The sequence below is a fragment of the Burkholderia sp. AU45251 genome (assembly GCF_030482905.1).
GTDB classification, from domain to species: domain Bacteria; phylum Pseudomonadota; class Gammaproteobacteria; order Burkholderiales; family Burkholderiaceae; genus Burkholderia; species Burkholderia aenigmatica.
The window spans coordinates 60,173-86,670 of record NZ_JAUJQH010000003.1 but is presented as its reverse complement, the minus strand read 5'-3'; the positions used below and the strand labels follow the sequence as shown (position 1 = coordinate 86,670).

The 26,498-nt window shown below is 66.4% G+C and carries 22 protein-coding genes; 3 read left to right on the top strand and 19 right to left on the bottom strand.

The window, feature by feature from the left end; all coding sequences use genetic code 11:
• Position 1: 1 nt before the first annotated feature.
• The 9 genes from QZM67_RS10040 to QZM67_RS10000 form a co-directional block, all read right to left on the bottom strand.
• Complete coding sequence (locus QZM67_RS10040; RefSeq protein ID WP_301802364.1) at positions 2–1,723, bottom strand: tannase/feruloyl esterase family alpha/beta hydrolase; 1,722 nt, start codon at positions 1,721–1,723, stop codon at positions 2–4.
• Positions 1,724–1,751: 28 nt separating this feature from the next.
• Positions 1,752–2,900, bottom strand: coding sequence for a porin (locus QZM67_RS10035; protein ID WP_301802362.1), 1,149 nt, complete (start codon positions 2,898–2,900; stop codon positions 1,752–1,754).
• Between the two features lie 70 nt (positions 2,901–2,970).
• Positions 2,971–4,176 carry a 3-(3-hydroxy-phenyl)propionate transporter MhpT gene (gene mhpT / locus QZM67_RS10030; RefSeq protein WP_301802359.1) on the bottom strand — a complete coding sequence of 402 codons (1,206 nt, stop codon included), beginning with the start codon at positions 4,174–4,176 and terminating at the stop codon, positions 2,971–2,973.
• Positions 4,177–4,378: 202 nt separating this feature from the next.
• Positions 4,379–6,292: a feruloyl-CoA synthase gene (locus tag QZM67_RS10025; protein ID WP_301802356.1), complete on the bottom strand. Its 1,914-nt coding sequence runs from the start codon at positions 6,290–6,292 to the stop codon at positions 4,379–4,381.
• Entirely contained in the window at positions 6,289–7,737 is a 1,449-nt protein-coding gene (locus QZM67_RS10020) for an aldehyde dehydrogenase (protein WP_301802354.1), read from the bottom strand. Before QZM67_RS10020 ends, QZM67_RS10025 begins: the two co-directional genes overlap by 4 nt.
• Before the next feature lie 37 nt (positions 7,738–7,774).
• Positions 7,775–8,605 carry a p-hydroxycinnamoyl CoA hydratase/lyase gene (locus tag QZM67_RS10015; RefSeq protein WP_301802349.1) on the bottom strand — a complete coding sequence of 277 codons (831 nt, stop codon included), beginning with the start codon at positions 8,603–8,605 and terminating at the stop codon, positions 7,775–7,777.
• Between the two features lie 220 nt (positions 8,606–8,825).
• Positions 8,826–9,329 (bottom strand): MarR family winged helix-turn-helix transcriptional regulator, encoded by a 504-nt coding sequence (locus QZM67_RS10010; protein WP_301802346.1) that lies wholly within the window; start codon positions 9,327–9,329, stop codon positions 8,826–8,828.
• A gap of 106 nt (positions 9,330–9,435) precedes the next feature.
• Positions 9,436–11,985, bottom strand: a complete 2,550-nt coding sequence (locus tag QZM67_RS10005; protein ID WP_301802344.1) for a S8 family peptidase — start codon at positions 11,983–11,985, stop codon at positions 9,436–9,438.
• Positions 11,986–12,046: 61 nt separating this feature from the next.
• Positions 12,047–13,054 (bottom strand): AAA family ATPase, encoded by a 1,008-nt coding sequence (locus tag QZM67_RS10000; protein ID WP_301802343.1) that lies wholly within the window; start codon positions 13,052–13,054, stop codon positions 12,047–12,049.
• A gap of 96 nt (positions 13,055–13,150) precedes the next feature.
• Between QZM67_RS10000 and QZM67_RS09995 the strand changes: the two genes are divergently transcribed.
• Positions 13,151–13,429: an XRE family transcriptional regulator gene (locus tag QZM67_RS09995; RefSeq protein ID WP_301802341.1), complete on the top strand. Its 279-nt coding sequence runs from the start codon at positions 13,151–13,153 to the stop codon at positions 13,427–13,429.
• Positions 13,430–13,489: 60 nt separating this feature from the next.
• Here QZM67_RS09995 and QZM67_RS09990 read toward each other — a convergent pair whose 3' ends face one another.
• From QZM67_RS09990 to QZM67_RS09955, 8 genes are all read right to left on the bottom strand, one after another.
• Complete coding sequence (locus tag QZM67_RS09990; protein WP_301802339.1) at positions 13,490–14,383, bottom strand: SMP-30/gluconolactonase/LRE family protein; 894 nt, start codon at positions 14,381–14,383, stop codon at positions 13,490–13,492.
• A 45-nt stretch (positions 14,384–14,428) separates the two neighbouring features.
• Positions 14,429–15,448, bottom strand: coding sequence for an L-arabinose ABC transporter permease AraH (gene araH, locus QZM67_RS09985; protein ID WP_301802338.1), 1,020 nt, complete (start codon positions 15,446–15,448; stop codon positions 14,429–14,431).
• 33 nt (positions 15,449–15,481) lie between these two features.
• Entirely contained in the window at positions 15,482–17,035 is a 1,554-nt protein-coding gene (gene araG / locus QZM67_RS09980) for an L-arabinose ABC transporter ATP-binding protein AraG (RefSeq protein ID WP_301802334.1), read from the bottom strand.
• Between the two features lie 20 nt (positions 17,036–17,055).
• Complete coding sequence (locus QZM67_RS09975) at positions 17,056–18,069, bottom strand: arabinose ABC transporter substrate-binding protein (protein ID WP_301802331.1); 1,014 nt, start codon at positions 18,067–18,069, stop codon at positions 17,056–17,058.
• Positions 18,070–18,143: 74 nt separating this feature from the next.
• Positions 18,144–19,073, bottom strand: a complete 930-nt coding sequence (locus tag QZM67_RS09970) for a Gfo/Idh/MocA family protein (protein WP_175023740.1) — start codon at positions 19,071–19,073, stop codon at positions 18,144–18,146.
• A 21-nt stretch (positions 19,074–19,094) separates the two neighbouring features.
• A complete protein-coding gene (locus tag QZM67_RS09965) occupies positions 19,095–20,024 on the bottom strand; it encodes a dihydrodipicolinate synthase family protein (RefSeq protein ID WP_089451563.1) in 930 nt (309 codons plus the stop codon).
• A 45-nt stretch (positions 20,025–20,069) separates the two neighbouring features.
• A complete protein-coding gene (locus QZM67_RS09960) occupies positions 20,070–21,380 on the bottom strand; it encodes an MFS transporter (RefSeq protein ID WP_301802871.1) in 1,311 nt (436 codons plus the stop codon).
• Between the two features lie 154 nt (positions 21,381–21,534).
• On the bottom strand, positions 21,535–23,286 hold the full coding sequence (locus tag QZM67_RS09955; RefSeq protein ID WP_301802322.1) for an IlvD/Edd family dehydratase: 1,752 nt from the start codon (positions 23,284–23,286) through the stop codon (positions 21,535–21,537).
• A 113-nt stretch (positions 23,287–23,399) separates the two neighbouring features.
• Here QZM67_RS09955 and QZM67_RS09950 point away from each other — a divergent pair, with 113 nt between their 5' ends.
• A complete protein-coding gene (locus tag QZM67_RS09950) occupies positions 23,400–24,350 on the top strand; it encodes a LysR family transcriptional regulator (RefSeq protein WP_301802318.1) in 951 nt (316 codons plus the stop codon).
• 91 nt (positions 24,351–24,441) lie between these two features.
• On the opposite strand, the gene QZM67_RS09945 is transcribed toward QZM67_RS09950, so the two are convergent.
• Positions 24,442–25,086 (bottom strand): glutathione S-transferase family protein, encoded by a 645-nt coding sequence (locus tag QZM67_RS09945; protein ID WP_043186339.1) that lies wholly within the window; start codon positions 25,084–25,086, stop codon positions 24,442–24,444.
• 28 nt (positions 25,087–25,114) lie between these two features.
• Positions 25,115–25,591, bottom strand: a complete 477-nt coding sequence (locus QZM67_RS09940; RefSeq protein WP_301802314.1) for an OsmC family protein — start codon at positions 25,589–25,591, stop codon at positions 25,115–25,117.
• Positions 25,592–25,722: 131 nt separating this feature from the next.
• On the opposite strand from QZM67_RS09940, the gene QZM67_RS09935 reads away from it, so the two are divergent.
• On the top strand, positions 25,723–26,364 hold the full coding sequence (locus QZM67_RS09935; RefSeq protein ID WP_301802311.1) for a GntR family transcriptional regulator: 642 nt from the start codon (positions 25,723–25,725) through the stop codon (positions 26,362–26,364).
• The last annotated feature ends 134 nt before the right edge of the window (positions 26,365–26,498 follow it).

Genomic DNA, 26,498 nt, shown 5'->3' with positions numbered 1-26,498 from the left:
GTCAGCGGCAACTGAAGCTCGCCGCCGAATTCACGTCGCCCGACCCGTTGTAGCGCGCCACTTGCGGATACGGGCACAGCGGCCGCGTGCGTCCCGCGCCCCACGACGCGGGCACATCCGCATTCGGCACCGCGTTCGTCGCATCGCGCGCGGCGGCCACCACCGCGCCGGGCGCCTGCCCTTGTTCGACCCACGCAACGAGCGGCGTCAACAGGTCGAACTGGTCGGCTGCCGGCCCGCCCGAGCAGTGGTTCATCCCCGGCACCGGATAGAAGCGCGCGAAATCCGACGCATCGCCACCGTTCGCCTGCGCGACCCGTGCGTACCAGTCGCGCGTGTCGTCGATCGAGAACACCGGGTCGCCGGTGCCGTGATAGACGAGCAGCTTCGCCCCGCGCGCCTTCAGCGCGGACAGGTTGGTCTCGTCGGGCGGCGTCATGAACGACCACGCGGATTGCGTGTACACGCCGCTGGTCGCGAAGATCGCCGGCGCGTCGTTGTCCATGTCGAAGCCGAGCGCGAAACCGGGCAGGTTCGCGAGCGTCGCGGCGGTTTTCGGCGGCGTCATGAACGTGAACGCCATCGCGGCCGGGTCGAGCGTGATCGAATTCGACTGCTTCCACGCAGCCCAGCCGCTGCCGGCGATGCCCGGATCGTACGGAAAGCCCGCGTAGAGCGCCGTGCCCGCGCTGTTGCGGGCGCCCGTGAACACGTTCTCGAGCGCAGTCTTTTGCGCGGTCGTCAGGCAGGCACCGGTGCGCGTGCCGTTCGCGCAGGTCGGGATGTCCGACTCGACGCTGAAGTGCGCCTGGCACGCGGCGACGTCCTGCACCATCCCGTCCGCCGCGCCGTCGAGCGCATCGCATGTCTCGAGGATCTTCGCGCCGACGAACTGCCGCTCCGCATCGGTGAAGCCGCTGCGGATATCGGGCAGCCCGTTCGATCCGGTCGCCGATGCGATCTTCGCGAACTGCTGCGCACCGTACATCTCGCCGATCGCCGCCTTCGGCAGATGAAAGCCCGGATCGCCCGCGATGATGCCGTCGTAGTCGGCCGGGTTGCGCACCGCCGTGACCATCGCGTGACGGCCGCCGTTCGAGCAGCCGTCGAAATAGCTGCGGTCGGGCGCCTTGCCGTACGCGAGCCGGATCACCTGCTTCGCCATCGGCGTCAGCGCATCGACCGCGCCGTAGCCGTAGTCGATGCGCGCCTGCGGATCGATGCCGAACAGCGGATTCTGCGCGGCGCTGTGCCCGGAATCCGAGCTGATCACCGCGAAGCCCTGGTTCAGCGCGTCGGTCAGCGGCCCGCCGCCGCCGATCTCGCCGGTCGCGGTCACGACGTTGCCGTCGAGCCCGCCGTTCGCCTGGTAGAAGAAGCGGCCGTTCCACGCCTTCGGCAAGCGCATTTCGAAGCCGATCGCATAGGTCTTGCCGTCGACCGCGCTCACGCGCTCGTTCATCTTCCCATCGATCACGCAGTGCTCGGCGATCGGCTTGCCGGCCACCGTGAGCGCGCCGGCGGCCGCGGTCGTCACCGACGTGAACGACGTATTCGCATACGCGAGCTTCGCGGCGAGCACGTCGCAGGTCTGCGCCATCGCGGCCGGTGTCGCGGCGCTCAGGTGCGTCGGGGCGGCATTCACCGAATCGTCGCCGCCGCAACCAGCGAGCATCGCAGCGGTGATTGGCGCAATACAGAGGAATGCAGAGTGTCTGTTCAAGATAGCTCCCGTTCGTCAGGCTGCCGGATCAGAACATGTGCCGGATGCCGACCATCGCGCCGAGCTGCCCCATCCCTTCGCCGGGTGTCGTGCCGGCCCCGCCGCCGCTGACCGCGTAGCGCGCATGCGTGCTGTTCCACAGATACGACGACTGCGCGTAGACCGCCGTGCGCTTCGTCAGCAGATAAGTCGCGCGCAATGTCGCCATCGTCGCGCGTGTATCGTGTGCGCTGTTGACGATCCGGTAGCCTTCGCCGTCGACGAGGAAATCCGGCTTGACCGCATACGACGCCCCGACGAAGAACAGGTCGGAATGCGCACCGGCCGCGGCCGGCGAACTGGTCGATACGCGCCGCCCGATCCAGCCCGCGCCGATCCGCGCGCCCGCCGCCTGCGCGTACGCGCTCACGTGCGTGCGCGCGTCCTTGCCGCCGCTGCGGGTGAAAGCGACCGGCGCGATGCCGTCGAAAAAGTTCGCGGCCGCGCCGGTGCCGCCGCGCTGTTCCTCGTACGAGGCCGCCGCACCGAAATACGCGCTGTCGTACTTGAGCATCACCGACCAGTCGCGACACTGGACGGCGTCGCCCGGCACTTGCCCCGCGCACGTGCCCTGCCCCGGCGAATTGCCGGTGCCCGCGCCGTCGCGGCCGAACGAATACGCAGCGCCGAGCGTCACGCCGCGGTACGTGCCTATGTAGGTCACTGCGTTGTCGGCGCGCCCGTTCGGCACGTACGCGTCGAGCGAACCAAGCCCGTAGATGTCGGGGCCGATGATGTCCGCGCCCTGCAGCGCGAGGTAGGTCATCGTGTACTGGCGGCCGAACGCGAGCGTGCCAAAGCCGCCCTTCAGCCCGACGAACGCCTGCCGCCCGAACAGCCGCCCGCCCTGGCCGAGATCGCCGCCGCGCACGTTGAAGCCGCTTTCCAGCGTGAATACCGCCTGATAGCCGCCGCCGAGATCCTCCGCGCCGCGCAGCCCCCAGCGCGACGGCAACTCGCCCGTCACGGCCGGCATGCGCACCACGTGGTCGCCCGCCGCGTTCGCGTGCGACACGAATTCGACGCCCGTATCGATGATGCCGTACAGCGTCACGCTCGACTGCGCGTGTGCCGCCGGCGCCGCCAGCGCGCAGCATGCGCCGGCGGCCAGCAGGCCGTTCCTGGTGCTCTTGTTCATGTCGTTGTGTCTCCAGACCTTGAGTAATCGCGCGCTCTGACGGCACGCATTGAAAAAACGGAAAACGATGTCAGTCGCCGGCCCGCGGGCGGCGGATCAGCAGCAGCGCGGCGACCGCCGCGACAAGCGTGACGGGGATGCTCGCGCCGATCACGACCGGCGCGCTGCGGCCCGCGGCCAGCAGCGTCGCGGCCGCGAGCGGCCCGACGACGGAGCCGAGCCGGCCGACGGCCACCGCCGTGCCGACGCCCGTGCCGCGCATCGCGGTCGGGTAGTAGATCGCCGCGAGCGCATACAGCACCGACTGCCCGCCGACCACGAACATCCCGGCCGCGAACGCGGCCGCCGCGAGCGATGCGAAACCGGGCGCGGCCGCCAGCGCGGCCAGCGACAGCACGATCCCGACGTACATGCCGCCGACCACGCGCGACGCGCGCATCCGGTCGAGTGCCGCGCCGATGCCGAGCGCGCCGAGCCCGCCGCCGACGTTGAATGCGATCTGCACGAGACCGACATGCTCGCGATCGAGCCCGCGCGCGGCCATCAGCGACGGCAGCCAGTTCAGCAGGAAGTACAGGACGATCAGCGTGCAGAAATAGCTGATCCACAGTGCGAGCGTTGATATCGTGCGGCCGTCGCCGAACAGCGTGCGGGCGACGCTCGTACGCGCGGCCGACGTGCCGGCGATGTCGAGATACGCGCGCGATTCCGGCAGCAGCATCGCCAGCAGCGGCACGAGCAGCAGCGGCCCCGCGCCGCCGACGTAGAAGATGTGGCGCCACTCGGTATCGCCGGCGAGCAGCACGCCGATCAGCGACGCGATCACGCCGCCGAACGGGATGCCGCAATACATCGTCGCCACCGCGCTGCTGCGCGAGCGCGGCTCGACCGCTTCCGACGACAACGCAATCAGGTTCGGCATCGCGCCGCCGAGGCCGAGGCCGGTCAGCACGCGCACGACGACGAGCATCGCGAAGCTCGACGCCTGCGCGGTGGCGATCGACAGCAGCCCGAACAGCGCGACCGACGCAATCAGCACGCGCTTGCGCCCGATCCGGTCGGCCAGCCGCCCGCCGAGCATCGCGCCCGGCAGCAGCCCGAAGGTGCCCGCGCTGAACGCAATCCCCATTTGCGACACGGTCAGCCCGAATTCGCGCGCCATGCGCGGCGCGGCCACGCCGACCGACTGCAGGTCGAGCCCTTCGAGCAACGCGATCGCGAAGCACAGCGCGAGTGTCGTCGCGACCGCCGGTCTTTCGGCAACGTAGGTGTTCATCGTGTCTCCAATCCTTGTCGTGTTGTCGTCGGCGTGCCTCGCAGGGCCGCTCGCAGCGCGCGCCGCCGCCGGCCTGGGGCGGGCAGGCGCGCAATGGGTCGGTCGAACGGCCACCCTTTTTATCAGGCAGCCTGATTCACTGGCCGTAAAAAAGCCTGCCGGTCGCGTGGCGGCAGGTCGTCACGTGTACCGATGCATATCGCTAGGCCGATGCGTGAATCACATCGGGATCGCGGCGCGCCGGGTCATACAGCGCGTCGATCGTCGCCGCGCGATGCTGCTGCACGGCCGCCTGGTTCAGCGAACCCTTGTCGGTCGCTTCGCCGAGATCGAGCGACGGCGGCGTGTCCATCAACCGGATACGCGCGACGAACGTCGAGCCGCCGCTCGCATGCCGGTTCAGCGCGGCGAGCCAGGTCTCGAACACGGCGCGCACAGCCGGCGCACGCAGCACGTCGGCCACCGAGGCCTCGGCGGCAAGCGCCGCCAATGCACGGCACGCGTCGACGCGCGGAAACACCAGCAGCCCGATGTCGTCTCGATTGATCCCGGTGACGACCACGTCCTGCACGTACGGCGCGCCGCTCGACACCGCGTTCGCGCGCAGCGGCCCGACGCTGACGAAGGTGCCGCTGCTCAGCTTGAAATCCTCGGTCAGCCGCCCGTCGAACAGCAGCCCGAGCTCCGGCCGCTCCGGATCGGCAAAGACGCCCGCGTCGCCGCTGCGGTAATACCCTTCGTCGTCGAACACGTCGCGCGGATCGACGTCCGCGTGCCAGTAGCCGCGCATCACGTTCGGCCCCTTGAAACGCAGTTCGAGCTTGCCGCCGCTCGGCACGAGCTTCGCGTCGCAGCCGGGTGCGGGCAACCCGATATAGCCGGCGCGCATCAGCGGCCCCGTCGTGAACAGGCACGACGGCGACGCCTCCGTCATCCCGAGGCCGGCCATGATCCGGATGCGCTCGCCGCAATGCGCATGGGTCACGCGGTCGAGCCGGTCCCACGCGGCCTGCGACAGGCCCGCGCCGCCGAAGAAATACAGCTTCACGCGCGAGAAAAACGTGTCGCGCAGCACGGCATCGCGTTCGAGCGCAGCCGTCAGTTCTTCCCAGCCTTTCGGCACGTTGAAGTAGATCGTCGGCGCGATCTCGCGCAGGTTGCGCACGGTTTCGTCGAAGCGGCCCGGCACCGGACGGCCGTCGTCGATATAAAGCGTGCCGCCGTTGTACAGCGCGATGCCGAGGTTGTGACTGCCGCCGAACGTGTGATTCCACGGCAGCCAGTCGACCAGCACCGGCGGTTCGCGCGTCAGTTCGGGCATCGTCTGGCGCAGCATCTGCTGGTTGCTGCACAGCATCCGGTGCGTGGTCGGCACGGCCTTCGGCTGCTTCGTCGAGCCGGACGTGAACAGGATCTTCGCAAGATGGTCGGGGCCGACCGCCGCATGGATCGCGTCGATCGTGCGCGGGACGGTGGCGAGCAAGTGCGAGAGCGGCACCACCCGGCCCTGCGCATCGGCATCGGCATCGGCATCGCGCGCGACGATCAGGGTCGTATCGGCCGGCAACACGGCGTCGAGCGCACGCGCAAACGGCGCGCGCTCGGCGACGAATACGGCACCCGGCCGCAGCACGCCGAGCGTGTGACGCAGCTTGCCGTAGTCGGTCGACACCAGCGAATACGCAGGCGAGATCGGCGAATACGGCACGCCGGCCAGCATCGCCGCGAACATCAGTTGCAGATGCTCGATATCGTTGCCGGACAGCACCGCGAGCGGACGCTCGACCGACAGCCCGAGATCGACGAGGCCCTGGCCGAGCGCGCGGGCGCGTTCGAGCATCTGCGCGTAAGTGATCTCGATCCAGCGGCCATCGGCGCCACGCTTCGCGGCCAGCACGCGATCGGGATGCGCTTGCGCACCGTTCACGAGGCAGTCGGTCAGGCGCGTCGGGTAGTCGCCGAGCAGTTCGCGCGAGCGCAGGTACCACGCGCCGTTTTCCGCGCGACGAATCTCGGCCGCGCCTACGGCGACGGCCGCCGCGCGATAACGCACGCCGCCCGTGTCGTTCACCGGCTCGCTGGCGAGCGTTGCATCATTCATCGTCGGCTCGCTCATATCGGGTAGTGACGCGGCGTGGTCTGCACGGTAATCCAGCGCAGCTCGGTGAATTCAGAGATCGACGCACGGCTGCCGAAGCGGCCATAACCGCTCGCCTTCGTGCCGCCGAACGGCATCTGCGCCTCGTCGTGCACGGTCGGGCCGTTGATGTGGCAGATCCCCGATTCGATCCGTCGTGCGACTGCCATCGCGCGCGCGACATCGCGACTGAACACGCTCGCCGACAGCCCGAACTCGCTGTCGTTCGCGAGCGCGACCGCTTCGTCGTCGCTGTCCGCGCGCAGGATCGCAACGACCGGCGCGAACGATTCCTCGCGATACAGGCGCATGTCGCGCGTCACGCCATCGACGATCGCCGGCTGCATCGTCGCGCCTTCGACGCGGCAGCCGAGCGGCAGCTGCGCGCCGTGCGCACGCGCATCCTCGACGAGCGACGCCGCACGCGCGGCAGCCGCCGCGTCGACCATCGTGCCGAGCGGATGGCCGGCCAGCGGATCGCCCGCGACCAGCGTGCGCGCCTTCGCGGCGAGACGTTCGACGAGCGCATCGGCAATCGGCCGCGCGGCGATCACGCGCTCGGTCGACATGCAGATCTGCCCCTGGTTGAAGAACGCGCCGAACGCGATCGCGTCGACGGCCGCGTCGAGATCGGCATCGTCCAGCACGAGCACGGGCGCCTTGCCGCCGAGTTCGAGCAGCACCGGTTTCAGGTGGGCGGCCGCGTGTCGCGCGATGATGCGCCCGACATGCGTCGACCCGGTGAAGTTGATGCGCTTCACATGCGGATGCGCGATCAGCCGCTCGACGAGTTCGGGGGCGTCGGCCGCCGCGTGCGTGATCACGTTGACCACACCCGCGCCGAGCCCCGCTTCGTCCAGCACCGCGCCGATCAGCGCATGCACGCCGGGGCACGCCTCGGACGCCTTCAACACGACCGTGTTGCCGCACGCGAGCGGCATCGCGAGCGCCCGCGTGCCGAGGATCACCGGCGCGTTCCACGGCGCGATGCCGAGCACGACGCCGCACGGCACGCGCATCGCGAGTGCGAGGTTGCCGGGCACGTCGGACGGGATCACGTCGCCGGCGATCTGGGTCGTCATCGACGCGGCTTCGCGCAGCATGTTCGCCGCAAGCGTCACGTTGAAGCCGATCCAGCCCGGCGTCGCGCCGGTTTCGGCCACGCCGGTCGCAATGAACGCGTCGATCCGCGCGTCCATCAGGTCGGCCGCCTTCAGCAGCAGCCGGCGCCGCTCGGTCGGCGCAAGTGCCGACCATGCGGGAAACGCGCGGTGCGCGGCGTCGATCGCCGCGTCGACGTCGGCCAGGCCGGCCGCCGGCGCGCGCGACGCCAGCGCGCCCGTCGCGGGATTGAATCGGTCGAAGGTGCGCCCGTCGTACGCGGCGCACCACTCGCCGGCGATCAGCATCCGCCTGTCGGTCATGTTGTCTCCTGCCATGCGTGTCTCTCGTCCGGTTGCGTCAGCGCTTGTAGGCCTGCAGGCCCGGCTTGATCGTCTTGTCGTCGAGGAACTGCTTGAGCCCTTGTTCGCGGCCGTGTTCCGGATCGCGCAGCTGCGCCTGGTCGAGCTTCGCGTACAGATAATCCTCGCACTGCTCCCACGTGAGCTCACGCGAGCGCTTGAAGCCGTGCTTCGCCGCGCGCAGCACGACCGGGTTCTTGTCCATCAGCCGCGCAGCGAGCGCGATCGTTGCGTCGCGCAGCCCGGCGAGCGGCACGCTGCTGTTCACGAGGCCCATTTCGGCGGCGTCCACGCCGGTGAACGTGTCGCCGGTCATGATGTAGTGCAGCGCGCGACGGTGCCCGACCGTGTCCGCCATCGCCTTGCTGACGAGGTTGCCGGGGGGGATGCCCCAGTTGATCTCCGACAGCCCGAACACCGCCTCTTCAGCCGCGATCGCGAGGTCGCACGCGACGAGCGGCGAGAACCCGCCGCCGAAGCACCAGCCGTTCACCATCGCGATGGTCGGCTTGTTGTACATCCGAAGCCGGCGCCATTGCCATTCGGACGCATCGCGCCGCACCTTTTCCTGCATCGCGTCGGAGCCGCCGTCGATCTCGCGGAAGTATTCCTTCAGGTCCATGCCGGCCGTCCACGCGGCGCCCGCGCCGGTGAGGACGAGCACCTTCGCCTCGTCGTCCAACTCAACCGCGTCGAGTACCTGCAGCATCTCCTGGTTGAGCGTCGGGCTCATCGCATTGCGCTTGTCCGGACGGTTCAGCGTGACCCACGCGATGCCTGCCTCCACCTTCACTTCAACGGTCTGCCAGCGGTTGTCGTACTTGCTCATATCGGTTCCTGTCGTTCGTTCCTGTGCGATTCGGTGCGCAGCATCCCTGCTGCGGACGGCTTCATTTAATATCAGGCTACCTGATATTGCAAGCGGCACGAGCGCCGGTGTAAACCCGGATCGGAAAGCGGCGGAAACGACGGAATCGGGGAACGGTCAGGCGACCGGCAAAGCGAACGCGGGCCGCACGGGCCCGCGTGATGAAGGTTCCGGAAGGCGGTCAGCCGCGCAGGTTGCGCGAGAACAGTTCGAGCGCGCGCTGCACGTCCGCGGCGGTGTCGGCAGAGACGTCGCCGAGCATGCGCGTCTCGAGCGGGCGCAGGACGGCTTCGCATTCACGCAGCATCGCTGCGCCTTCGTCGGTCAGCGTCAGCAGGATGATGCGGCCGTGCGACGGATCGGCTTCACGCGTGACGAAGCCGCGGGCGGCCATCACGCTCATCACTTCGTTCGCCGATTGCGGCGTGATCCACGAGCGCTCGGCCAGTTGCGCGTTCGACGACGCGCCGCGCGCCTCGAGCACCGACAACGCCGTGTATTGCGCGAGCGTGATGCCAAGCGGTGCGAGCGCGTCGGTCATGTGGCGGCGCAGCAGCCGGTCGAGACCGCCGATCACGTAGGTCAGGCGCTGCTGCACGCGCGCCTTCGGCTTGTCGCCCGTCGCGCGGGCGGCGTTCTTCGTGGCGTTTTTCGGGTTCGCGGGTTTGGTCGGTGCGGAACTCATGGTGCGGGCGGGATGGAATTGCGGGCCATCTTACCAGCAGGTCATCCGTCCAGCGTCCTGAGAGCATGCGTTATGCGCGGTAGCCCAACGCAAGCTTGAGACGTGCTCAGAGAACGTCACCCAGATCAATATCAATCTCGATCCCTTGCTCGATAAGTGCGGCAATCGGCGTGTAGATATCGGTATCGATAGTGTCGGCAACCCGAAGTGATATGACGAGGCCATATCTGGCCTTCTGCTTCCATTGCTTCAGTTGCTCCCAATCTTTCCACCATCCCCCGACCGCGAAGACTGCCACATGCGATTTCGAAGCAAGCTGCGCCGCAGTTCCAGTCCAGACATCAGAATGCAATGAGCCTCGCGAGCGAAGTTGGTGACCATACAACCATTGACTGGAATCCGGGTCAGTGAATCCTGCCTCGCCCTCCATCCGCTCAACTTTGTTGATCCGCTTGCGGAACTCGCTAGCATCTTCCGTTGCTGCCTTTACTGCAAACCGTAACGCGTGGGACTGGTATCGAAACTTGCTTTGCCAGCCGCGCGAACTCGGGTTCGGTTCAACAAAGTACGACAGCGTGATGCGCAATTCAACTTGCGTTTCGCCAAGCGCGCGAAGCTCGTCCGCCGGCCACGGCAGCTCGTGCAACTGCATGTCACCGAGTGTGATGGACTTATCGCCTCGCACATATGGGCTAAATTCCCGCTGAATAACGAGCGTCGGGCGGTGGATTGTCGAGAACTCGGAATGATCAAGGCTAACCATTCCGTAGCCAAAGGTGCGTAGCAATTGCTCCTTGTCCTCCTTCTTTAGATTCACGGGCAAAGTCGCGCGCATGGCGGGTGTGTACCGGGCACCGTGGACGACAAGCGCACGAATCGTTTCAGGCCAGTATGCCGGATAGCGGGCGCGCAAATGAGCGCAAATTCTTGCGACCTCTGCCGTGGCGCCGCTCGTGTCGCCGGACGTGATGAACGGCTCATCAAAAGGCGTGTTCGATGTGGTCAAGACCCGCAAAGATTCCGGTCCGATATCGACCATGCCGAGACTGTCGAGCGAGCCATTACCACCCTCCGCAACGACGTCGGGCTTGAATGGCCAAACAGAACCTGCCCAAATCATCGACGTAGTGGAGGATGGGGAAAGGAGGCCACGTTCAGCAATTGCCGTGTGTCCGTTGTGCTTCTTGGTATCGATCTCAACAAGATCGGTACATGCTCCGACGGTCAAGGCGTTCCAAGCCTGCGCAGGATTCTGAACCGGGCTTTTAGCATTCACGTTCGGATACTCGGCCCATTCCGGCCAATCCACGTTGCCTGCGGAGAGAACAAAGAGTCGTGGGACGCGTGGATTTTCCTCAATTTTCCCTTTGGCTTTAAACATCGCCTTCAGCGCCGGCACGTCTAATACCGCACGACCGAAAGCTAACTGGTCGATGGTCGCGGACCATTCAGATGGATTGCCCTCAACATGACCTACGGAGGTTGTCATCATTGCGAACACCCGCGTGCGATTGGCATTTGCGACTTCGACGCGGCTGACGGAGTCCAGAGTGACAGCGCCCCAAAGCTTCGGTGAGTTCTCTCCGTCAGGCGGGAGAATCTTTACCGATTCAAGGCGATGCGGCAGCGTCACATGCTCTGTCGAATTGAGCACTGCTGACAAGTCGCCGTAGAGCGCAATACCCGCCATCTCACTACCGTGACTGTCAGCGTCGTGCTTCGGCCAATTTGGATGGTAGGTATGCATATCCTGCGTGTGGAGCGCATGTTCAAGCAGCGGATGCCCATTGTTCACCCCCGTATCCAGAATGCATACATGTGGAGCGTCATCGTCACCAACCGTCGTACGTTCAACCAAGTCGAGAATCCAGTCGGCTTGTTCGCTAGGAGTGAGTCCCCCGATGAAGAATTCAGCATTCGGCTCAACAAACCGTATTTCTGCGATCAGATCGAGAAGTTCAACTGCTTTTTGGAAGGCGAGCCGATTTCCATAAGCGGCGACGACAAGGCGTCCGAGAAACTGAACATATCCTTTCGAAACGTCAATTCCTACCTTCGCCGCTTCCGCTCTGAAGTCCGAGACTACAGCGTCGGCTTTCCCGGCAGAGTGTCGCAACCAGACTTGGAACCAGTGATTTTCGTCATCTTCGGGCGGACTCGACACGTCAGTCCAGAGTTCAGAAAATGCAGCACGTCGGATGTTTTCAATCGCGTTGACTAGAGATGCATTCTTTGGCTTACCGCTTTTCTTATTGTTCTCGTGAATGTATTCAGTAATGCGCTTAACAAATGCCGAAAGCTTCCCATCCGGCACGTGCAACACGACAACGTCATGGTCACCATGAGATATCACGGCTGAAAGCTGGATACCATCCTTTGCCCATTCAACCGTGCCGTAGTCAAAAGCATTACGCGGCTTGACTTCGATGGCGATGCGAATCCCTCGGCGCAGTGGGAGACCAAGTTGCTCACGCAAATCTTCCAACTCTTCTATTTCACCGCCGAGCTCCTCAATTTGCTTCAGCAGGCGAGCTCCGTGCGCCCCTCGATCTGCCCGCTGCGGAGCAGGCTCTCGAATGACGTTCAAAGGAGAGCGAAATTTAACCCCAGTCACATATCCGTCGGCGGATAAGTGACTTTTCAGTTCATCTGCCATTCTCTCTAGCTCTCGGTTTAGTTTTATTAGCTCAAGAGTCTACAGCAAAATTTACCGAATCCTACCCCCGGAAATTGCGACCCTGAGTACGCTCTTCCAGATGGCGAGCGACGCTTTCGTGGCTGACGATCTTCTTGCCTTCCATCACGGCATCCTTAAGTGCATCGACGCACGCCTTGACGATATCAGCGTGAGATTCACCGTGACCAATTTGCGCTAGGCGAGGGAAATCAATTTTAGACGTCACGAACGTACCGAGGCTATTCTTGAGCAGTGCTTCAATCTGTTGCTCGTCTGGTGCATCGTACTGGATGACGTCATCGAAACGGCGAAACAGCGCCGCATCAAGGTCCTTCCCGTGATTGGTTGCCGCAATCAACAAACTGTCTGACGTGTCTTGTTCAATGAGCTGCAGGAACATGTTTAGAGTACGACGCATTTCCGCAACGTCGTGTTGGCTGCCACGCTGTAGGCCCAACGAATCGAACTCGTCAAAGAAGTACACCCCGCGCGTCGACTTCAGTGCCTCAAACACGAGACGCAGCTTGGATGCACTCTCGCCCATGAATTTCGTTATGAGGCTGTCGAACCGCGCAGTGAACAGAGGCAAGCGAAGCTCCCCTGCAAGCGCAGCCGCAGTCATGGTCTTGCCCGTACCGGGCGGGCCGACAAGCAGGAGCTTCCTACGGGGGCTCAATCCGTGGAGACGCAATTGTCCGTGATGACGCTGCTCGCGCAAAACTCTGTCGAGTTTCTTCCGGACTGTCTCGGAAAGAACCATCTGCTGAAGATGCTCCTGCGGATATTGCGCCGTCAGCAGCTCTGATAGTTCGCCCTTCGGTTGGGCGAGAGGAGTCGGCCGCGCCGAAGTCTTGACTCGCGACGTCGTTTGCTCACCGGTCTTGCCAGTCTTTGCTGCGTCTACAAGGTCACGCAGTTCCGCAGCCAGCTTGGTGTGTCCCCGATGAGCCTCATCGGCGGCCATTTGCATGGCAACCGCGAAGAAATGTTCGTGATTGTCACCAGCATATGCGCGGAGTAAAGCCTTAACTTGGTCGGAGCGAGCCATCGGGAACCTCTAAATATCTTGGTGCGAAGTATAGGACCTCACGCCGTCTTGATAATGCTACTATAGCAACTCAATGTAATTGCAGCATCAATTTACATGCAACTTCCGCAAAGCCAGGGTGAGCTTATCCGTTGGGCACGCGGCGAAAGGACGCAGGCCGAGTTTGCGGCCGCCCACGGAATCGACAAGTCCTGTCTATCGCGTTATGAAGCGGAGAAACTTGGCGCCCCCACAAAACTCATCAACTATTGCCTGAGGCAGTTGGCTTCGGCCGCATTGACCGAACCCCAAGGACACGACGACTTGAGTGGCGCTCTCGAGAATGCCAAAAGGACCGTCGCACTGCTTGAGCGCTTGGCGGCCATCAGCGGGTAATGACATACTGTATATATATACAGTATTTGATTTGAATTCAAGTTCGATCGAAAAGTCGGATCAATTCCCTCCCGCAAACCGCGCGGTCGCCATCCCCGCGTGCCGCGTCTGCGCGACGAACACGCCGCCCGCATGCGGATCGCCGGCCAACACATCGTCGCTCAACCCGATGCGGGCACTCGTCACGTACAGACGGCCTTCGCCGTCAAGCGTCACGCAGCTCGGCTGCGCGGTCGGCACCGCGATGCGTTCCGTCTCGACGCCGTCCGCGGCGTAGCGCACCACCCGCCGGCCGCCCCACTGCGCGTTCCACAAGCCGCCGTCGCGGTCCATCGTCGAGCCGTCCGGGTCGCCGTCCGCATCGGTCAGCCGTGCGAACGGCCGCACGCCGGCCACACCGGCGCGGCTGTAATCGCACACGAGGATTTCTCGCACGAGCGAATCGCAGAAGACCATCTTCGACCCGTCCGGCGAAAACGCGATGCTGTTCGCGATCGCCGCCCGCGGCAACGCGAGCCGTTCGAGCGTGAGGTCGGCATTGAGCCGGTAAAACCCGCCGACCGCTTGCGGCGGCTCGCTACCCTCGTCCTTCATCCCGAACACGAACGCGCCGGACGGATCGCAACGCCCGTCGTTCAGCCGCGTCGGCAGATCGGGCTCGACGTCGACGATTCGCGTGAACACGCAACTGCGCAGGTCGAAGAACGCGAGATGCGTCGCGAGCCCGACGAGCAGCACGTCCGGATCGTGCGTCAGTGCGAAACACGCGAGCCGTTCGGGCATCGGCCAGTGTGCAAGGTCCGAACCATCCGCGTGGCAGCGCCACAGTTGCGCGCCTTCGATATCCACCCAGTACAGCGCTTGCGTCCTGTCGCACCACGTCGCGCCTTCGCCGAGCGTGTTGCGGGTGTCCGCCAGCAGCGTCGCCTGCCCGGCCGGATCAATCTGTTGCATGCCGTCTCCCGATATTTTTCGCATTCGCGGGCAGCCGCGCTTTCGTCAGATCTTCATCGCGCGGCGCTGGTTGCGACGATACTGGTCGAACAGCACCGCGAGCAACAGAATTCCGCCACGTATCAGATATTGGTAAAACGTCGGCACATTCAGCAGGCTCATCGCGTCCTGCACGGCACCCATGATCAGCACGCCGACCAATACGCCGGAGATCGTCGCGACGCCGCCCGTCAGCGACACGCCGCCGAGCACGCACGCGGAAATCACGCCGAGCTCGAGCCCGACCGACGTCTTCGGATCGCCGAGGCTCATCCGCGACGCGAGCATCACGCCGGCGAAACCGGTCACGAGCCCCTGCAGTACGAACACGGTGATCTTGACGCGCATCACCGGCAGCCCCGCGAGCAGCGCGGCCTCGCCGTTGCCGCCGACGGCCAGCACGTTCTTGCCGAATACCGTCTTGCGCAACAGGAAGCCGAACACGACGAAGCCGACGATGTTGCTCCAGATCGGATACGAGATACCGAGGAACGAGCCGGACCCGAGTTCGAAGAAGCGCTCCTCGGAGATCATCACCGCGTCGCCGTTCGACGTGATGAACGCGAGCCCGCGCACGACCTCCATCATCGCGAGCGTGACGATCAGCGAGTTGATCCGCCAGCGTGCGATCAGCACGCCGTTGACGAGCCCGACCGCGCCGCCCGCCAGTATGCCGGCCGCGATGCCGAGCGCCACGCTGTGCGTCGCGGTAATCAGCGTCGATGCGACGACGCCCGAGAACGCGACGATCGACGCAACCGACAGGTCGACCTCGCCGAGCGCGAGCACGAACATCATCGTCACCGCGATCGAACCGATCAGCGTGACCGACAGCAGCAGGCCCTGGATGTTGCGCGGCGTGAGGAAGTCCGGCACGGTCAGCGACAGCGTCGCGAACAGCACGAGAAACACCATTCCGATGCCGGAGCGGTTGATCAGCTGCCACATGCCGCCGCGTGCGCGTGCGGGCGCGGCGGCAGCATCGGGGGACGGGGAAGTGCGTTGGGGTTGCATGGCCTGGCTCATGTCATTGGCATTCCGGTTGATCGTTGCGGGGGGCTAGCGCGGCAGTGCGAGCTTGATCAGCGCGTCGGGCGTCGCCTGCGCCTTCGCGACCTCGCCCGCGATCCGTCCTTCCTTCATCACGACGATCCGGTCCGACACGCCGATCACCTCGGCCAGGTCGCTCGACACGAGGATCACCGTGCGGCCCGCTTCCGCGAGTTCGTAGAACAGGTTGTAGATTTCCGCGCGCGCGCCGACGTCGATGCCGCGCGTCGGCTCGTCCATCAAAAACACGTCGATCCGCTCGGCCAGCCAGCGCGCGAGCACGACCTTCTGCTGGTTGCCGCCGGACAGCGCGCCGATCGGCGTGTCGCCGTCGCGGGTCTTGATCGCGAGCCGTTCGATGTAGCGTTGTGCAAGCTCGCGTTCGCGCCGCACGTCGAGCAGCATCCGCGCCGGGCTGAAATGCCGGCGCGCGCTGATGTTCAGGTTGTCGGCCACCGACGCGATCGCGACGATGCCCTCCTGCTTGCGGTCTTCCGGGCACAGCGCGAGGCCGGCGCGCACCGCGTCGCGCGGGCTGCCGAACGCGACGCGCCGCCCGTGTAGCTCGACGTGCCCCGCGCTCGGGCGCGCGGCGCCGTATAGCAGCTTCATCAGCTCCGAGCGACCCGCGCCGACCAGCCCGAAGAAGCCAACGATCTCGCCGCGCCGCGCGGTGAACGACACGGGCTCGGACAAGCCGGGCCCCACGAGCCCCTTCGCCTCGATCAGCACGTCGCCGGCTGCGCGCGGCCGGTAGCCGTACACGTCCTCGATCGAACGGCCAACCATGCAGCCGATCAACCGGTCGCGGTCGAGATCGGTCACGGAATCGAACGTGTCGATGCGGCGGCCATCGCGAAACACGGTCACGCGGTCGCACAGTTCATACACCTCTTCCATCCGGTGCGTGACGTAGATGATCGCGCGGCCCTCCGCGCGCAGCGCGCGGATGATCCGGAACAGTTGCGTGGTCTCGCGCGCGGACAGCGAACTCGTCGGCTCGTCGAACGCGATCACGCGCGCGTCGCGCATCAGCGCCTTGCCGATCTCGATCATCTGGCGCTGGCCGATCGACAGATACTTCACCGGAATACCCGGATCGATGTGCTCGCCGAGCCGCTCCAGCGCATCGAGCGCGCGCGCGGCGAGCGTGCGTTCGTCGACCACGCCGAGCCGGCTCGGCAACTGCCCGAGCATCAGGTTTTCGGCGACCGTCAGCTCGGGCACCAGATGCAGCTCCTGGTAGATGATCGCGATGCCGGCCTCCAGCGCCGCGCGTGTCGACGCGAAGCGCTGCACCGTGCCGTTCAGCGTCAGCGTGCCGGCCTGCGGCTGGTTCACGCCGGACAGCACCTTCAGCAGCGTCGACTTCCCCGCGCCGTTCTCGCCCATCAGCCCATGCACTTCGCCCGCGCGCACCGACAGCGACACGGTGTCGAGCGCGCGCACGCCCGGGAACGTCACCGTGATGCCGTCGAGCGCGAGCAGCGGGCCGCCGGGCGGCGGTGTGCCGTCGTTGCCGCCGTCGTTGCCGGATATGGCCGTCATCGTCTGCGTCGTCATCGCGTTCTCGCGTCGCGCGCTCAGATGCCGAGCTCGGTGCGCACGGCCTGCCAGTTCGCGCGCGTCATCAGCTTGCCGCTCGTCTGCGTGTCGGCCGGCGGCGTCTTGCCGTTGCGGATCCAGTCGATGAGGTTCTGCGTGCTGTCCTTGCCGTGGTTCGTCGAGCTGACGGCAATCGTCCCGTAGAAGCCGGTCGGCTCCTTCTTCTGGAATTCGGCGAACGCCTCGCCCGCGCCGTTGATGCCGACGCCGATCACGTCGGCCGCCGGGATATGCAGCTGCTCGGTCGCGCGCACCGCGCCGAGCACGGTTTCCTCGTTCAGCGCGTAGACCACCCATTTCTTCACGTTCGGATGGCGGGCGAGCACCGGCGCGGCCGCGCTGAAACCGCCTTCGTCGTCGGTCGTCTTCTGCGGCGCGTCGAAGATGTTCTCCTTGCGGAAGCCGTTCGCGAGCAACGCCTGCGTCGCGCCGTCGGTGCGCAGCTTCGCGGTCGGCAGCTCGTAGTTCGTGATCCGCAGCGCACCGACTTCCTCGGGCTTCCAGCCACGCCGCTTCATCTCGTCGGCAATCGCCTGGCCGACCTGGTTGCCGATCTTGGTCGCCGACATCCCGAGGTGCGGCACGTTCGGCAGCGGCTTGCCGGTCGAATCGACGAGCTGGTCGTCGACGGTCACGAACTTCATGTTGTAGCGCTTCGCACGCGCGGCGATCGCCGGGCCGAGGCGCACGTCCGGTGCGCAGATCACGAAACCCTGTGCGCCCTGCGAGCCGAGGTTGTCGATCGCGGCGAGCACCTTCTCGCCATCGGGCGTGCCGATCTTCACGACCGAGAAATTCTCCTTCTGGCCCAGCGCGGACGCGGCGTTCTGCTCGTTGATGAACCAGGCCTGCTCGGGCATCTTCACCAGGAAGCCGATCTTCAGCGGCGCGTCGGCGCGCGCGGCGCCCTGCATGCCGAGCGGCGCGGTGCATAGCGCGGCCAGCAGGGCGCGCAAGGTATGGCGGCGAATCGTGTGAATCGTGCGGTTCATGCGGTGTCTCCTTGGTGTCGGCTCATGCCGTAATGATTCGTCGTGTGCGATCGCGCCGCGGCGCGCCCGCATGGTCAGCGGCCGAACGCGTCGGTCTGCACGCGCCGGCCGAACAGGAATGCGTCGGCGACGAGCCGCAGCGGCCGCACGTCGACGTCGCTTTCGCCGCGCGCGATCAGCGCGCGGAACTGCGCATACAGCGCCGGGTACTCGCGCTCGGGGCCGATCTCGACCGGCTCGCCGTTGATCGACAACTGCGCGCCGCCGCGGCTGATCGCGAGCACGCCGTCGGCCGTGTCGACCGCGATCTCCCATTGCTCGACCGGGCCATGCCGCCAGTCGAATTCCGCGCGCACCGGCACGCCGTCGGTATCCGCGCAATCGAGTTCGGCCGCGATCGGTGTCTGCACGTCGCTCGGCACGATCAGCGTCGCCTCGCGCAGCACCAGCTCGCGCGGCAGGATCCGCGTGACGATCGACAGCGCATTGATGCCCGGATCGAACACGCCGAGGCCGCCCGGCTCCCAGATCCACTGTTGCCCCGGATGCCAGCGCCGCACGTCTTCTTTCCAGCGCACCTGCACCGCGCGGATCGCGCGCGTCGCGAGCCATGCGCGGGCGGGCTCCACCGCACTCGCGCAGCGCGAATGCCAGGTCGCGAACAGCGTGAGGCCGTGCTCGCGCGCGAGCGCCTCCAGCGCCGCCACTTCGCCGAGCGTCGCGCCCGGCGGCTTCTCGAGCATCACGTGCTTGCCGGCTTCGAGCGCCGCGCGTGCCTGCGCATAGCGCACCTGCGGCGGCGCGCACAGCGACACGGCGTCGAGACCGGGTTCGGCCGCGAGCAGCGCGCCGAGATCCGGGTAGTTGCGCACGCCGGCGACTTCCGCGTGACGGCTCGCGCACGCGGTCAACCTGAAGCCCGGTTCGGCATCGATCGCCGGCAGATGCTGGTCGCGCGCGATCTTGCCGATCCCGACCACGCCCAACGAAATCGCGTCGCTCATCGTGCGTTCCTCCTGCGTCGCTCAGTGCGCCCAGCGCAACACGAGCGGATCGAGCCGGCGCGCGATCGCGATCAGCTCCGCACGCGTGTCCGGATGCAGTTCCGGCATCGGATGCCGCGGCCGCTCGCACGCGATCACGCCGCCTTCGCGCATCAGCGCCTTCGCGGTCAGGATCCCGGACTGGCGGTTCTCGTGGTTGATCAGCGGCAGCCACGCCTGGTAATGCGCGAACGCGTCGTCGTGCCGGCCTGCGCGGAAGGCTGCGAGGATCGGCCGGATGCCGTCCGGGTATGCGCCGCCCGTCATCGCGCCGGTCGCGCCCGCATGCAGGTCGGCCAGCAACGTGATCGCCTCCTCGCCGTCCCACGGCCCCTCGACCGCGTCGCCGCCCAGGCGGATCAGCTCGCGCAGCTTGTTCGCGGCGCCCGGCGTCTCGATCTTGAAGTAAGCGACCTGCTCGATCTCGCGCGCCATCCGCGCGAGGAGCTGTGCGGAGAGCGCGGTGCCGCTCGCAGGCGCGTCCTGGATCATGATCGGGATGTCGATCGCATCGGACACGCGCGCATAGAAATCGACGATCTGCGCTTCCGGCACGCGGAACGTCGCACCGTGATACGGCGGCATCGTCATCACCATCGCGGCGCCGAGCTGCTGCGCGCGCAGGCTGCGCGCGGCGCATACCTGCGTGCTGTAGTGCGACGTCGTGACGATCACCGGCACACGTCCCGCGACGTGATCGAGGATCGTGCGCGTGAGCACGTCGCGTTCATCGTCGGTGATCGCGAACTGCTCGGAGAAGTTCGCGAGGAGGCACAGCCCGTCCGAGCCCGCGTCGATCATGAAATCGACCGCGCGCTTCTGGCTCGCGAGATCGAGCTCGCCGGTGTCGGTAAACGTCGTCGGAACGACGGGGAAGATGCCGCGGTAGCGCGGCGTGCTGCTCGATGTCATGGTTCGGGTCCTGCGTCAGTCAAGACGATGCGTCGCCGCAAGGCATCACGATTCGCGGGCGAGCGCGCCGTCGCTGGGTTGCGGTGTGCGCAGCGCCGCACGGACCACGAACGTGATCAGCACCGCGAACAGCAGCGTCGCCGCGAGAAAATACAGGCCGGCCGCGAGGCTGCCGGTCGCCTGCTTGATCAGGCCGATTCCGTACGGCCCGACATAGCCGCCGAGATTAGCGAGCGAATTGATCGCGGCAATGCCGACCGCCGCGCTCGTACCGGTCAGGAACTCGCCGGGCAGCGCCCACACGACGGCCTGGATCGAATAGAGCGAAAACGCCGTGAGGCAGATGAACAGGAACTGCAGTGCCGGCTGCCGCACCCATGCGCTCGCGGCCATCGTCAGCGCGGCCGCGGCCGACACGACGACGATGTGCCAGTAGCGTTCGCGCGTGCGGTCCGAATGGCGCGGCACGACCAGCAGGCCGACCACCGCGAACAGGTACGGCACGGCCGACAGCAGGCCCGTCGCCGCATCGCCCGTGCCGAACGCCTTGATGATCGTCGGCAGCCACAGCGACAGCCCGTAGATGCACAGCGGAAACGGCAGGAACAGCGCGGCGAGCAGCAGCACGCGCCGGTCGCGCAGCGCCGCGAGCGGATTGCGGTGCGTGTCGGGGCGATAGGTATCGCGATCGGCGGCAAGCTGGCGGGCGATCCAGCGGCGTTCCGCATCGTTCAGCCAGCGGGCGCGATCGGGTGAATCGGGCAGCAGCCGCAGCGTCGGCCACACGAGCAACACGGCCGGCAGACCGCTGACGACGAACAGCGTCTGCCAGTTCGACAGGCCGAACAGCCCGTGCGTCGACAACAGCCACCCTGCAAGCGGGCCCGTCACGATGCCGGCGACCGGCTGCGCGAGCACGAGCAGCCCGATCACCCGCGCGCGATCGCGCATCGGGAACCACTGCGTGAGGAAATAGAGAATGCCCGGATACAGGCCGGCCTCGGCTGCCCCCAGCAGGAAGCGCAGTACGTAGAAACTGGTCGGCCCCTGCACGAATGCCGTGGCCATCGTGATCACGCCCCACGTCGCGAGGATGCGCGCGAACCACACACGCGCGCCGAAGCGGCCCAACGCGAGATTGCTCGGCACCTCGCACAGGAAGTAGCCGATGAAGAACAGGCCAGCACCGAGCCCGTACGCCGCGTCGCTCAAACCGATCGCCGCGTTCATGTGCAGCTTCGCGAAGCCGACGACCGTGCGATCGACGTACGCGACCACGTAGATCAGCGCGAGAAACGGCACCAGCTTGCGTATGAGCACGCGCATCAGATGCCGCTCGTCGATGGCGGCCGGCATGCCGGGCCGAGGCGTGGCCGATGTCGCGGACGGTTGTTGCGTCGTCATGCTGTCTCCAAGGGTGGGCTGCGCCGGCGTCGTCACCGGTCTGTCCTGCTGCGCCTGTTCATCGCCGCGCGCGTGCCGTGCCGGCTCGCGCGGCGCTTCGTCGTGCTCAATGCGAATGGCTCGGCACGTCCGCGCCGCGCATGCCGACCAGGAAGTCGAGGTCGCACCCCTCGTCGGCCTGCAGCACGTGATCGATGTACAGCCGTGCGTAGCCGCCCTTGCCGAGCTGGCCGGCCACGCCCGGCGCCGCGGTCGGATCGACGTCCGACAGGCGGCGCTGCAGTTCGTCATCCGCAATGTCGAGATGCAGCGTGCCGGCCTCGCAGTCGAGCGCGATCCAGTCGCCGTTGCGCACGGCCGCGAGCGGCCCGCCGGCGGCGGCCTCCGGCGCGACGTGCAGCACGACCGTGCCGTACGCGGTGCCGCTCATCCGCGCGTCGGAAATCCGCACCATGTCCTTCACGCCCTGGCGCAGCAGCTTCGGCGGCAGCCCCATGTTGCCGACCTCGGCCATCCCCGGATAGCCGCGCGGCCCGCAGTTCTTCAGCACGAGCACCGAGCTGGCGTCGACGTCGAGCGCCTCGTCGTTGATCGTCGCCTTGTAGTGTTCGAAGTTCTCGAACACGACCGCGCGGCCGCGATGCCTGAGCAGTTCGGGGCTCGCCGCCGACGGCTTCAGCACCGCGCCGCGCGGCGCGAGATTGCCGCGCAGGATGCGGATGCCGCCGTCCGCGATCAGCGGCCGGTCGAGCGGACGGATCACCTCGTCGTCATGGTTCGGCGCTTCGCGCACGTTGTCCCACAGCGACTTGCCGTTCACGGTGAGCGCGTCCGGGTTCGGCAGCAGCCCGCCTTCGCCGAGCCGGCGCAGCACGGCCGGCAGCCCGCCCGCGTAATAGAACTCTTCCATCAGGAAGCGCCCCGACGGCATCAGGTCGACGATCGTCGGCGTGTCGCGGCCGATGCGCATCCAGTCCTCCAGTTCGAGCGGCACGCCGATGCGACCCGCGATCGCCTTCAGGTGGATCACCGCGTTGGTCGAGCCGCCGATCGCCGCATTCGCGCGGATCGCGTTCTCGAACGCCGCGCGCGTGAGGATCTTCGACAGCACGAGCCCTTCCAGCGCCATCTCGACGATGCGGATGCCGGACATGTGCGCGAGCACGTAGCGGCGCGAATCGACGGCCGGAATCGCCGCGTTGTGCGGCAGCGCGACGCCGAGCGCCTCGGCCATGCACGCCATCGTCGACGCGGTGCCCATCGTGTTGCAGGTGCCGGCCGAGCGCGACATCCCGGCTTCGGCCGACAGGAAGTGATGCAGGTCGATCTCGCCGGCCTTCAGCGCTTCGTGCAGTTGCCACACGGCCGTGCCCGAGCCGATGTTCCGGCCTTCCAGCTTGCCGTTCAGCATCGGGCCGCCCGACACGACGATCGCCGGTACGTCGCAGCTCGCGGCGCCCATCAGCAGCGCGGGCGTCGTCTTGTCGCAGCCGGCGAGCAGCACGACCGCGTCGATCGGATTGCCGCGGATCGCTTCCTCGACGTCCATCGACGCGAGGTTGCGCGTAAGCATCGCCGACGGGCGCAGGTTCGATTCGCCGTTCGAGAACACCGGGAATTCGACCGGGAAGCCGCCCGCCTCGGAGATCCCGCGCTTCACGTGCTCGGCGAGCTTACGGAAGTGCGCGTTGCACGGCGTCAGTTCGGACCACGTATTGCAGATGCCGATGATCGGCCGGCCATCGAACTCGTGATCGGGGATGCCCTGGTTCTTCATCCAGCTCCGGTACATGAAGCCGTTCTTGTCGTTCGTGCCGAACCATTGGGCGGAGCGCAGCCTGGGTTTTGTTGCCGACATCGTCAGTCCTGTGGTGACGGGTACCGGCGCAGTCTAGGCAGAATTTTGATAACTCGCTAATGACGTTTTGGGCGATTACGATATCGGTTTCGATATCGATATAAACCCGTACGATGCCCGATGCCAGCCCGTGGGGAAACCGTGGCCGCCTGAAGACGCGCCAGCTTCTGCTGGTCGTCGCGCTCGCCGACGAAGGCAGCATTCACCGCGCGGCGGCCGCGCTGAACATGACGCAGCCGGCCGCATCGAAGCTGCTGCGCGAACTCGAGGAATCGATCGGCGCGGTGCTGTTCGAGCGCCTGCCGCGCGGGATGCGGCCGACGCTGTACGGCGACGCGCTGATCCGCCACGCGCGCGCGGCGCTCGGCAGCCTCGACCAGGCGCACGAGGAGCTGGCCGCGCTGAAGGCCGGCCACCTCGGGCACGTGGCGGTGGGCGCGATCACGTCGCCGGGCCTGCGGCTCGTGCCGCCAGCCGTCGCCGCCGTGAAGGGCACGCATACCGGCCTGCACGTGTCGGTCGAGATCGACACCAGCAACGTGCTGCTCGAACATCTCGCGCAGGAGAAGATCGACATCGTGCTCGGCCGGCTCTCCGCCGAACACGACAAGCTGCACCTGCGCTACGAACCGCTGACGGGCGAACCGGTGGCTGCGGTCGTGCGGCCGGGCCATCCGCTGCTCGCGCAGGCGCCGCTGTCGCTCGCGGACGTGCAGCGCGCCGCGTGGGTCGTGCCGCCGGCCGGCAGCGTGCTGCGCCACCGCTTCGAACTCGTGTTCCAGCGCGCGAGCCTCGCGCCGCCGGCGAACCTCGTCGAGACATCCGCGCTGCTGTTCATCACGCAACTGCTCGAACAGAGCGACATGATCGCGGTGCTCGCCGAGGACGTCGCGCGCTACTATGCGCGGCACGGGATCGTCACGGTGCTGCCGCTGCAGATGGATTGCCGGATGGACGATTTCGGGATCATCACGCGCACCGACCGGCTGCATTCGCCGGCCGTCGCGGTGATGGCCGATGCGATCCGCGCGGCCGCGCGGGAGGTGTATGGCGTCGAACTGTGACGCTCGCGCGGGCGACGCGGCGTCGTAGCCGTCTCCGGATTGCCCGGAACCGATGCGCGCCGGCTGACGCGCACGCGGCCCCGGTCACGCGTTACACCCAGGGCTGCGCGAGCCCTTCGGTCTGCAACGCCCGCTGGATCGCCGGGCGCGCGAGCACGCGCTGCAGATAGCCGCCCAGTATCGGCCGCTGCCGCGCCGGCTCGGCAAAGCCGCGCGTCCAGCGGCACAGCATCAGCGCATACGGATCGAGCACCGTGTAGCGCGCGCCGAGCAGCCACGGGCCGCCGCTCGTTTCCAGTTGACGGTCGAGCTGATCCAGCAGCGCCGCGATTTTCGCCTCCGCGTGCGCCTTCACCTGCGCGGCGCCCGCCGCGTTGCCCACGTCGACCCAGCGCTCCGGATAGAAGTACGCGAGCAGCGTCGTCTGAAGCGTATTGGTGAGCCACATGAGCCATTTGTAGCACTGCGCGCGTTCCGGCGTGCCGAGTTCCGGCGCAAGCCGCTGCTCCGGGTGCGTATCGGCGAGATGCAGGCAAATGGCGGCGGCTTCGTACAGCACCAGGTCGCCGTCGATCAGCACCGGGATGAGCCCGTTCGGATTGAGCGCGAGGTAGTCCGGCGACTTGTGCTGGTCGTGCGTGCGGTCGACGAATTCGAGTTCGAACGGCTTGCCGATTTCTTCCAGCACGAAGTGCGGCGCCATGCTGGCATTGCTGGGGTAGTAGAAGAGCTTCATCGTCGATTTCGTTCGGCGGGTGTCGGCATCACGCGGCGGCGAACACGACGACCGGTTCGCAGCGGATCGGAAAATTGACCGAGTTCGCGATATAGCACTGCGCGTGCGCGTCATGATGCAGATGTTCCGCCCGCTCAAGATCGTCGCCGGCCTGGATCGTCACGCGCGGGCGCAGCACGATGTCCGTGAAGCGGCCCGCATCGGGGCTGTCGATCATCGTGCCTTCCGCGTCGTCGACATAGGCGAGCACGCGGATCCCCGCATCGGAGCACAGATGCAGGTACCAGAGCTTGTGGCACGCCGATGCCGACGCCAGCAGCAGGTCTTCCGGATTCCAGCGCGCGGCATCGCCGCGAAACGCCGGGTCCGACGAACCGGGAATGTCCGGCTTGGAACCGGCCCGGATCACGTGATCCCGCCCGTACTCGCGATACCCCGACGTGCCGGTGCCGCGATTGCCCGTCCACTCGACTGCGACGCGATATTTGTGTTCGCCGGATGCCATCTCGCTCTCCATTGATGTGGGTTGCTTCGACCGGGCCGGATTGCGTTGTGCGTAGCCCGCCTGTGCTCGCCATTTTGGCATTGGATTCCCGTTTGGTATACCATTATTCCAAATTGATGGAACACGCAGGCATGGAAGCCAAACTCGATTCCACGGCGGACGCCGTGGCCGCCTCGTTGCGGGACATGATCATCAACGGCGAGCTGGAAGCCGGCGAGCGGCTCGTCGAGCGCGACCTGGCCGACCGGTTCGGCATCAGCCGGATTCCGATGCGCGAGGCGATCCAGCGCCTGGAACGCGAAGGATTGCTGGACATCTTCAGGAATCGCGGCGCTGTCGTGCGCATGCTGACCGCGTCCGACGTGCAGGAAATCTACGACCTGCGCACGCTGCTCGAAGGTGATGCGATCTACCGGAGCGTGAAGCGGCTCGACGACGAGACGCTCGCGCGCGCCGAATTCGTCCATCGCTTGCTTGGCGATGCGGCCGTGGCGCGCCGGCAGGGCGAACTGAACCGCGAATTCCACGCGCTGCTGTATTCGTGCTGCGGCAACGCGCGGCAGTTGAAGACGATCGCGGAACTGCGCAGCCAGGTCGAACGGTACGAGCGCCTGCAAGCCACGCTGCTCGCGGATACGCCCTCGTTCCAGGTCGAGCACGAGGAGATCCTGCAGGCGTGCCGCGACCGCAATGCGCGTGCGGCGCGCTCGATGACGGTCGCGCATCTCGAATCGGCCAGGCGCATCGTGATGCGGCTCGTCGAAGGCGGTTGAGGACGGCGGTACGTTTGCCGCTTGCACCATGCGGCGCGGCTGCATCGCCGACGGTCTACACCGCGCGGCGCAACAACGTAGTCTGGCTCGCGCGCTGCATGCTCGCGCCGATCGCCGGGCACGGCATCCCGGTG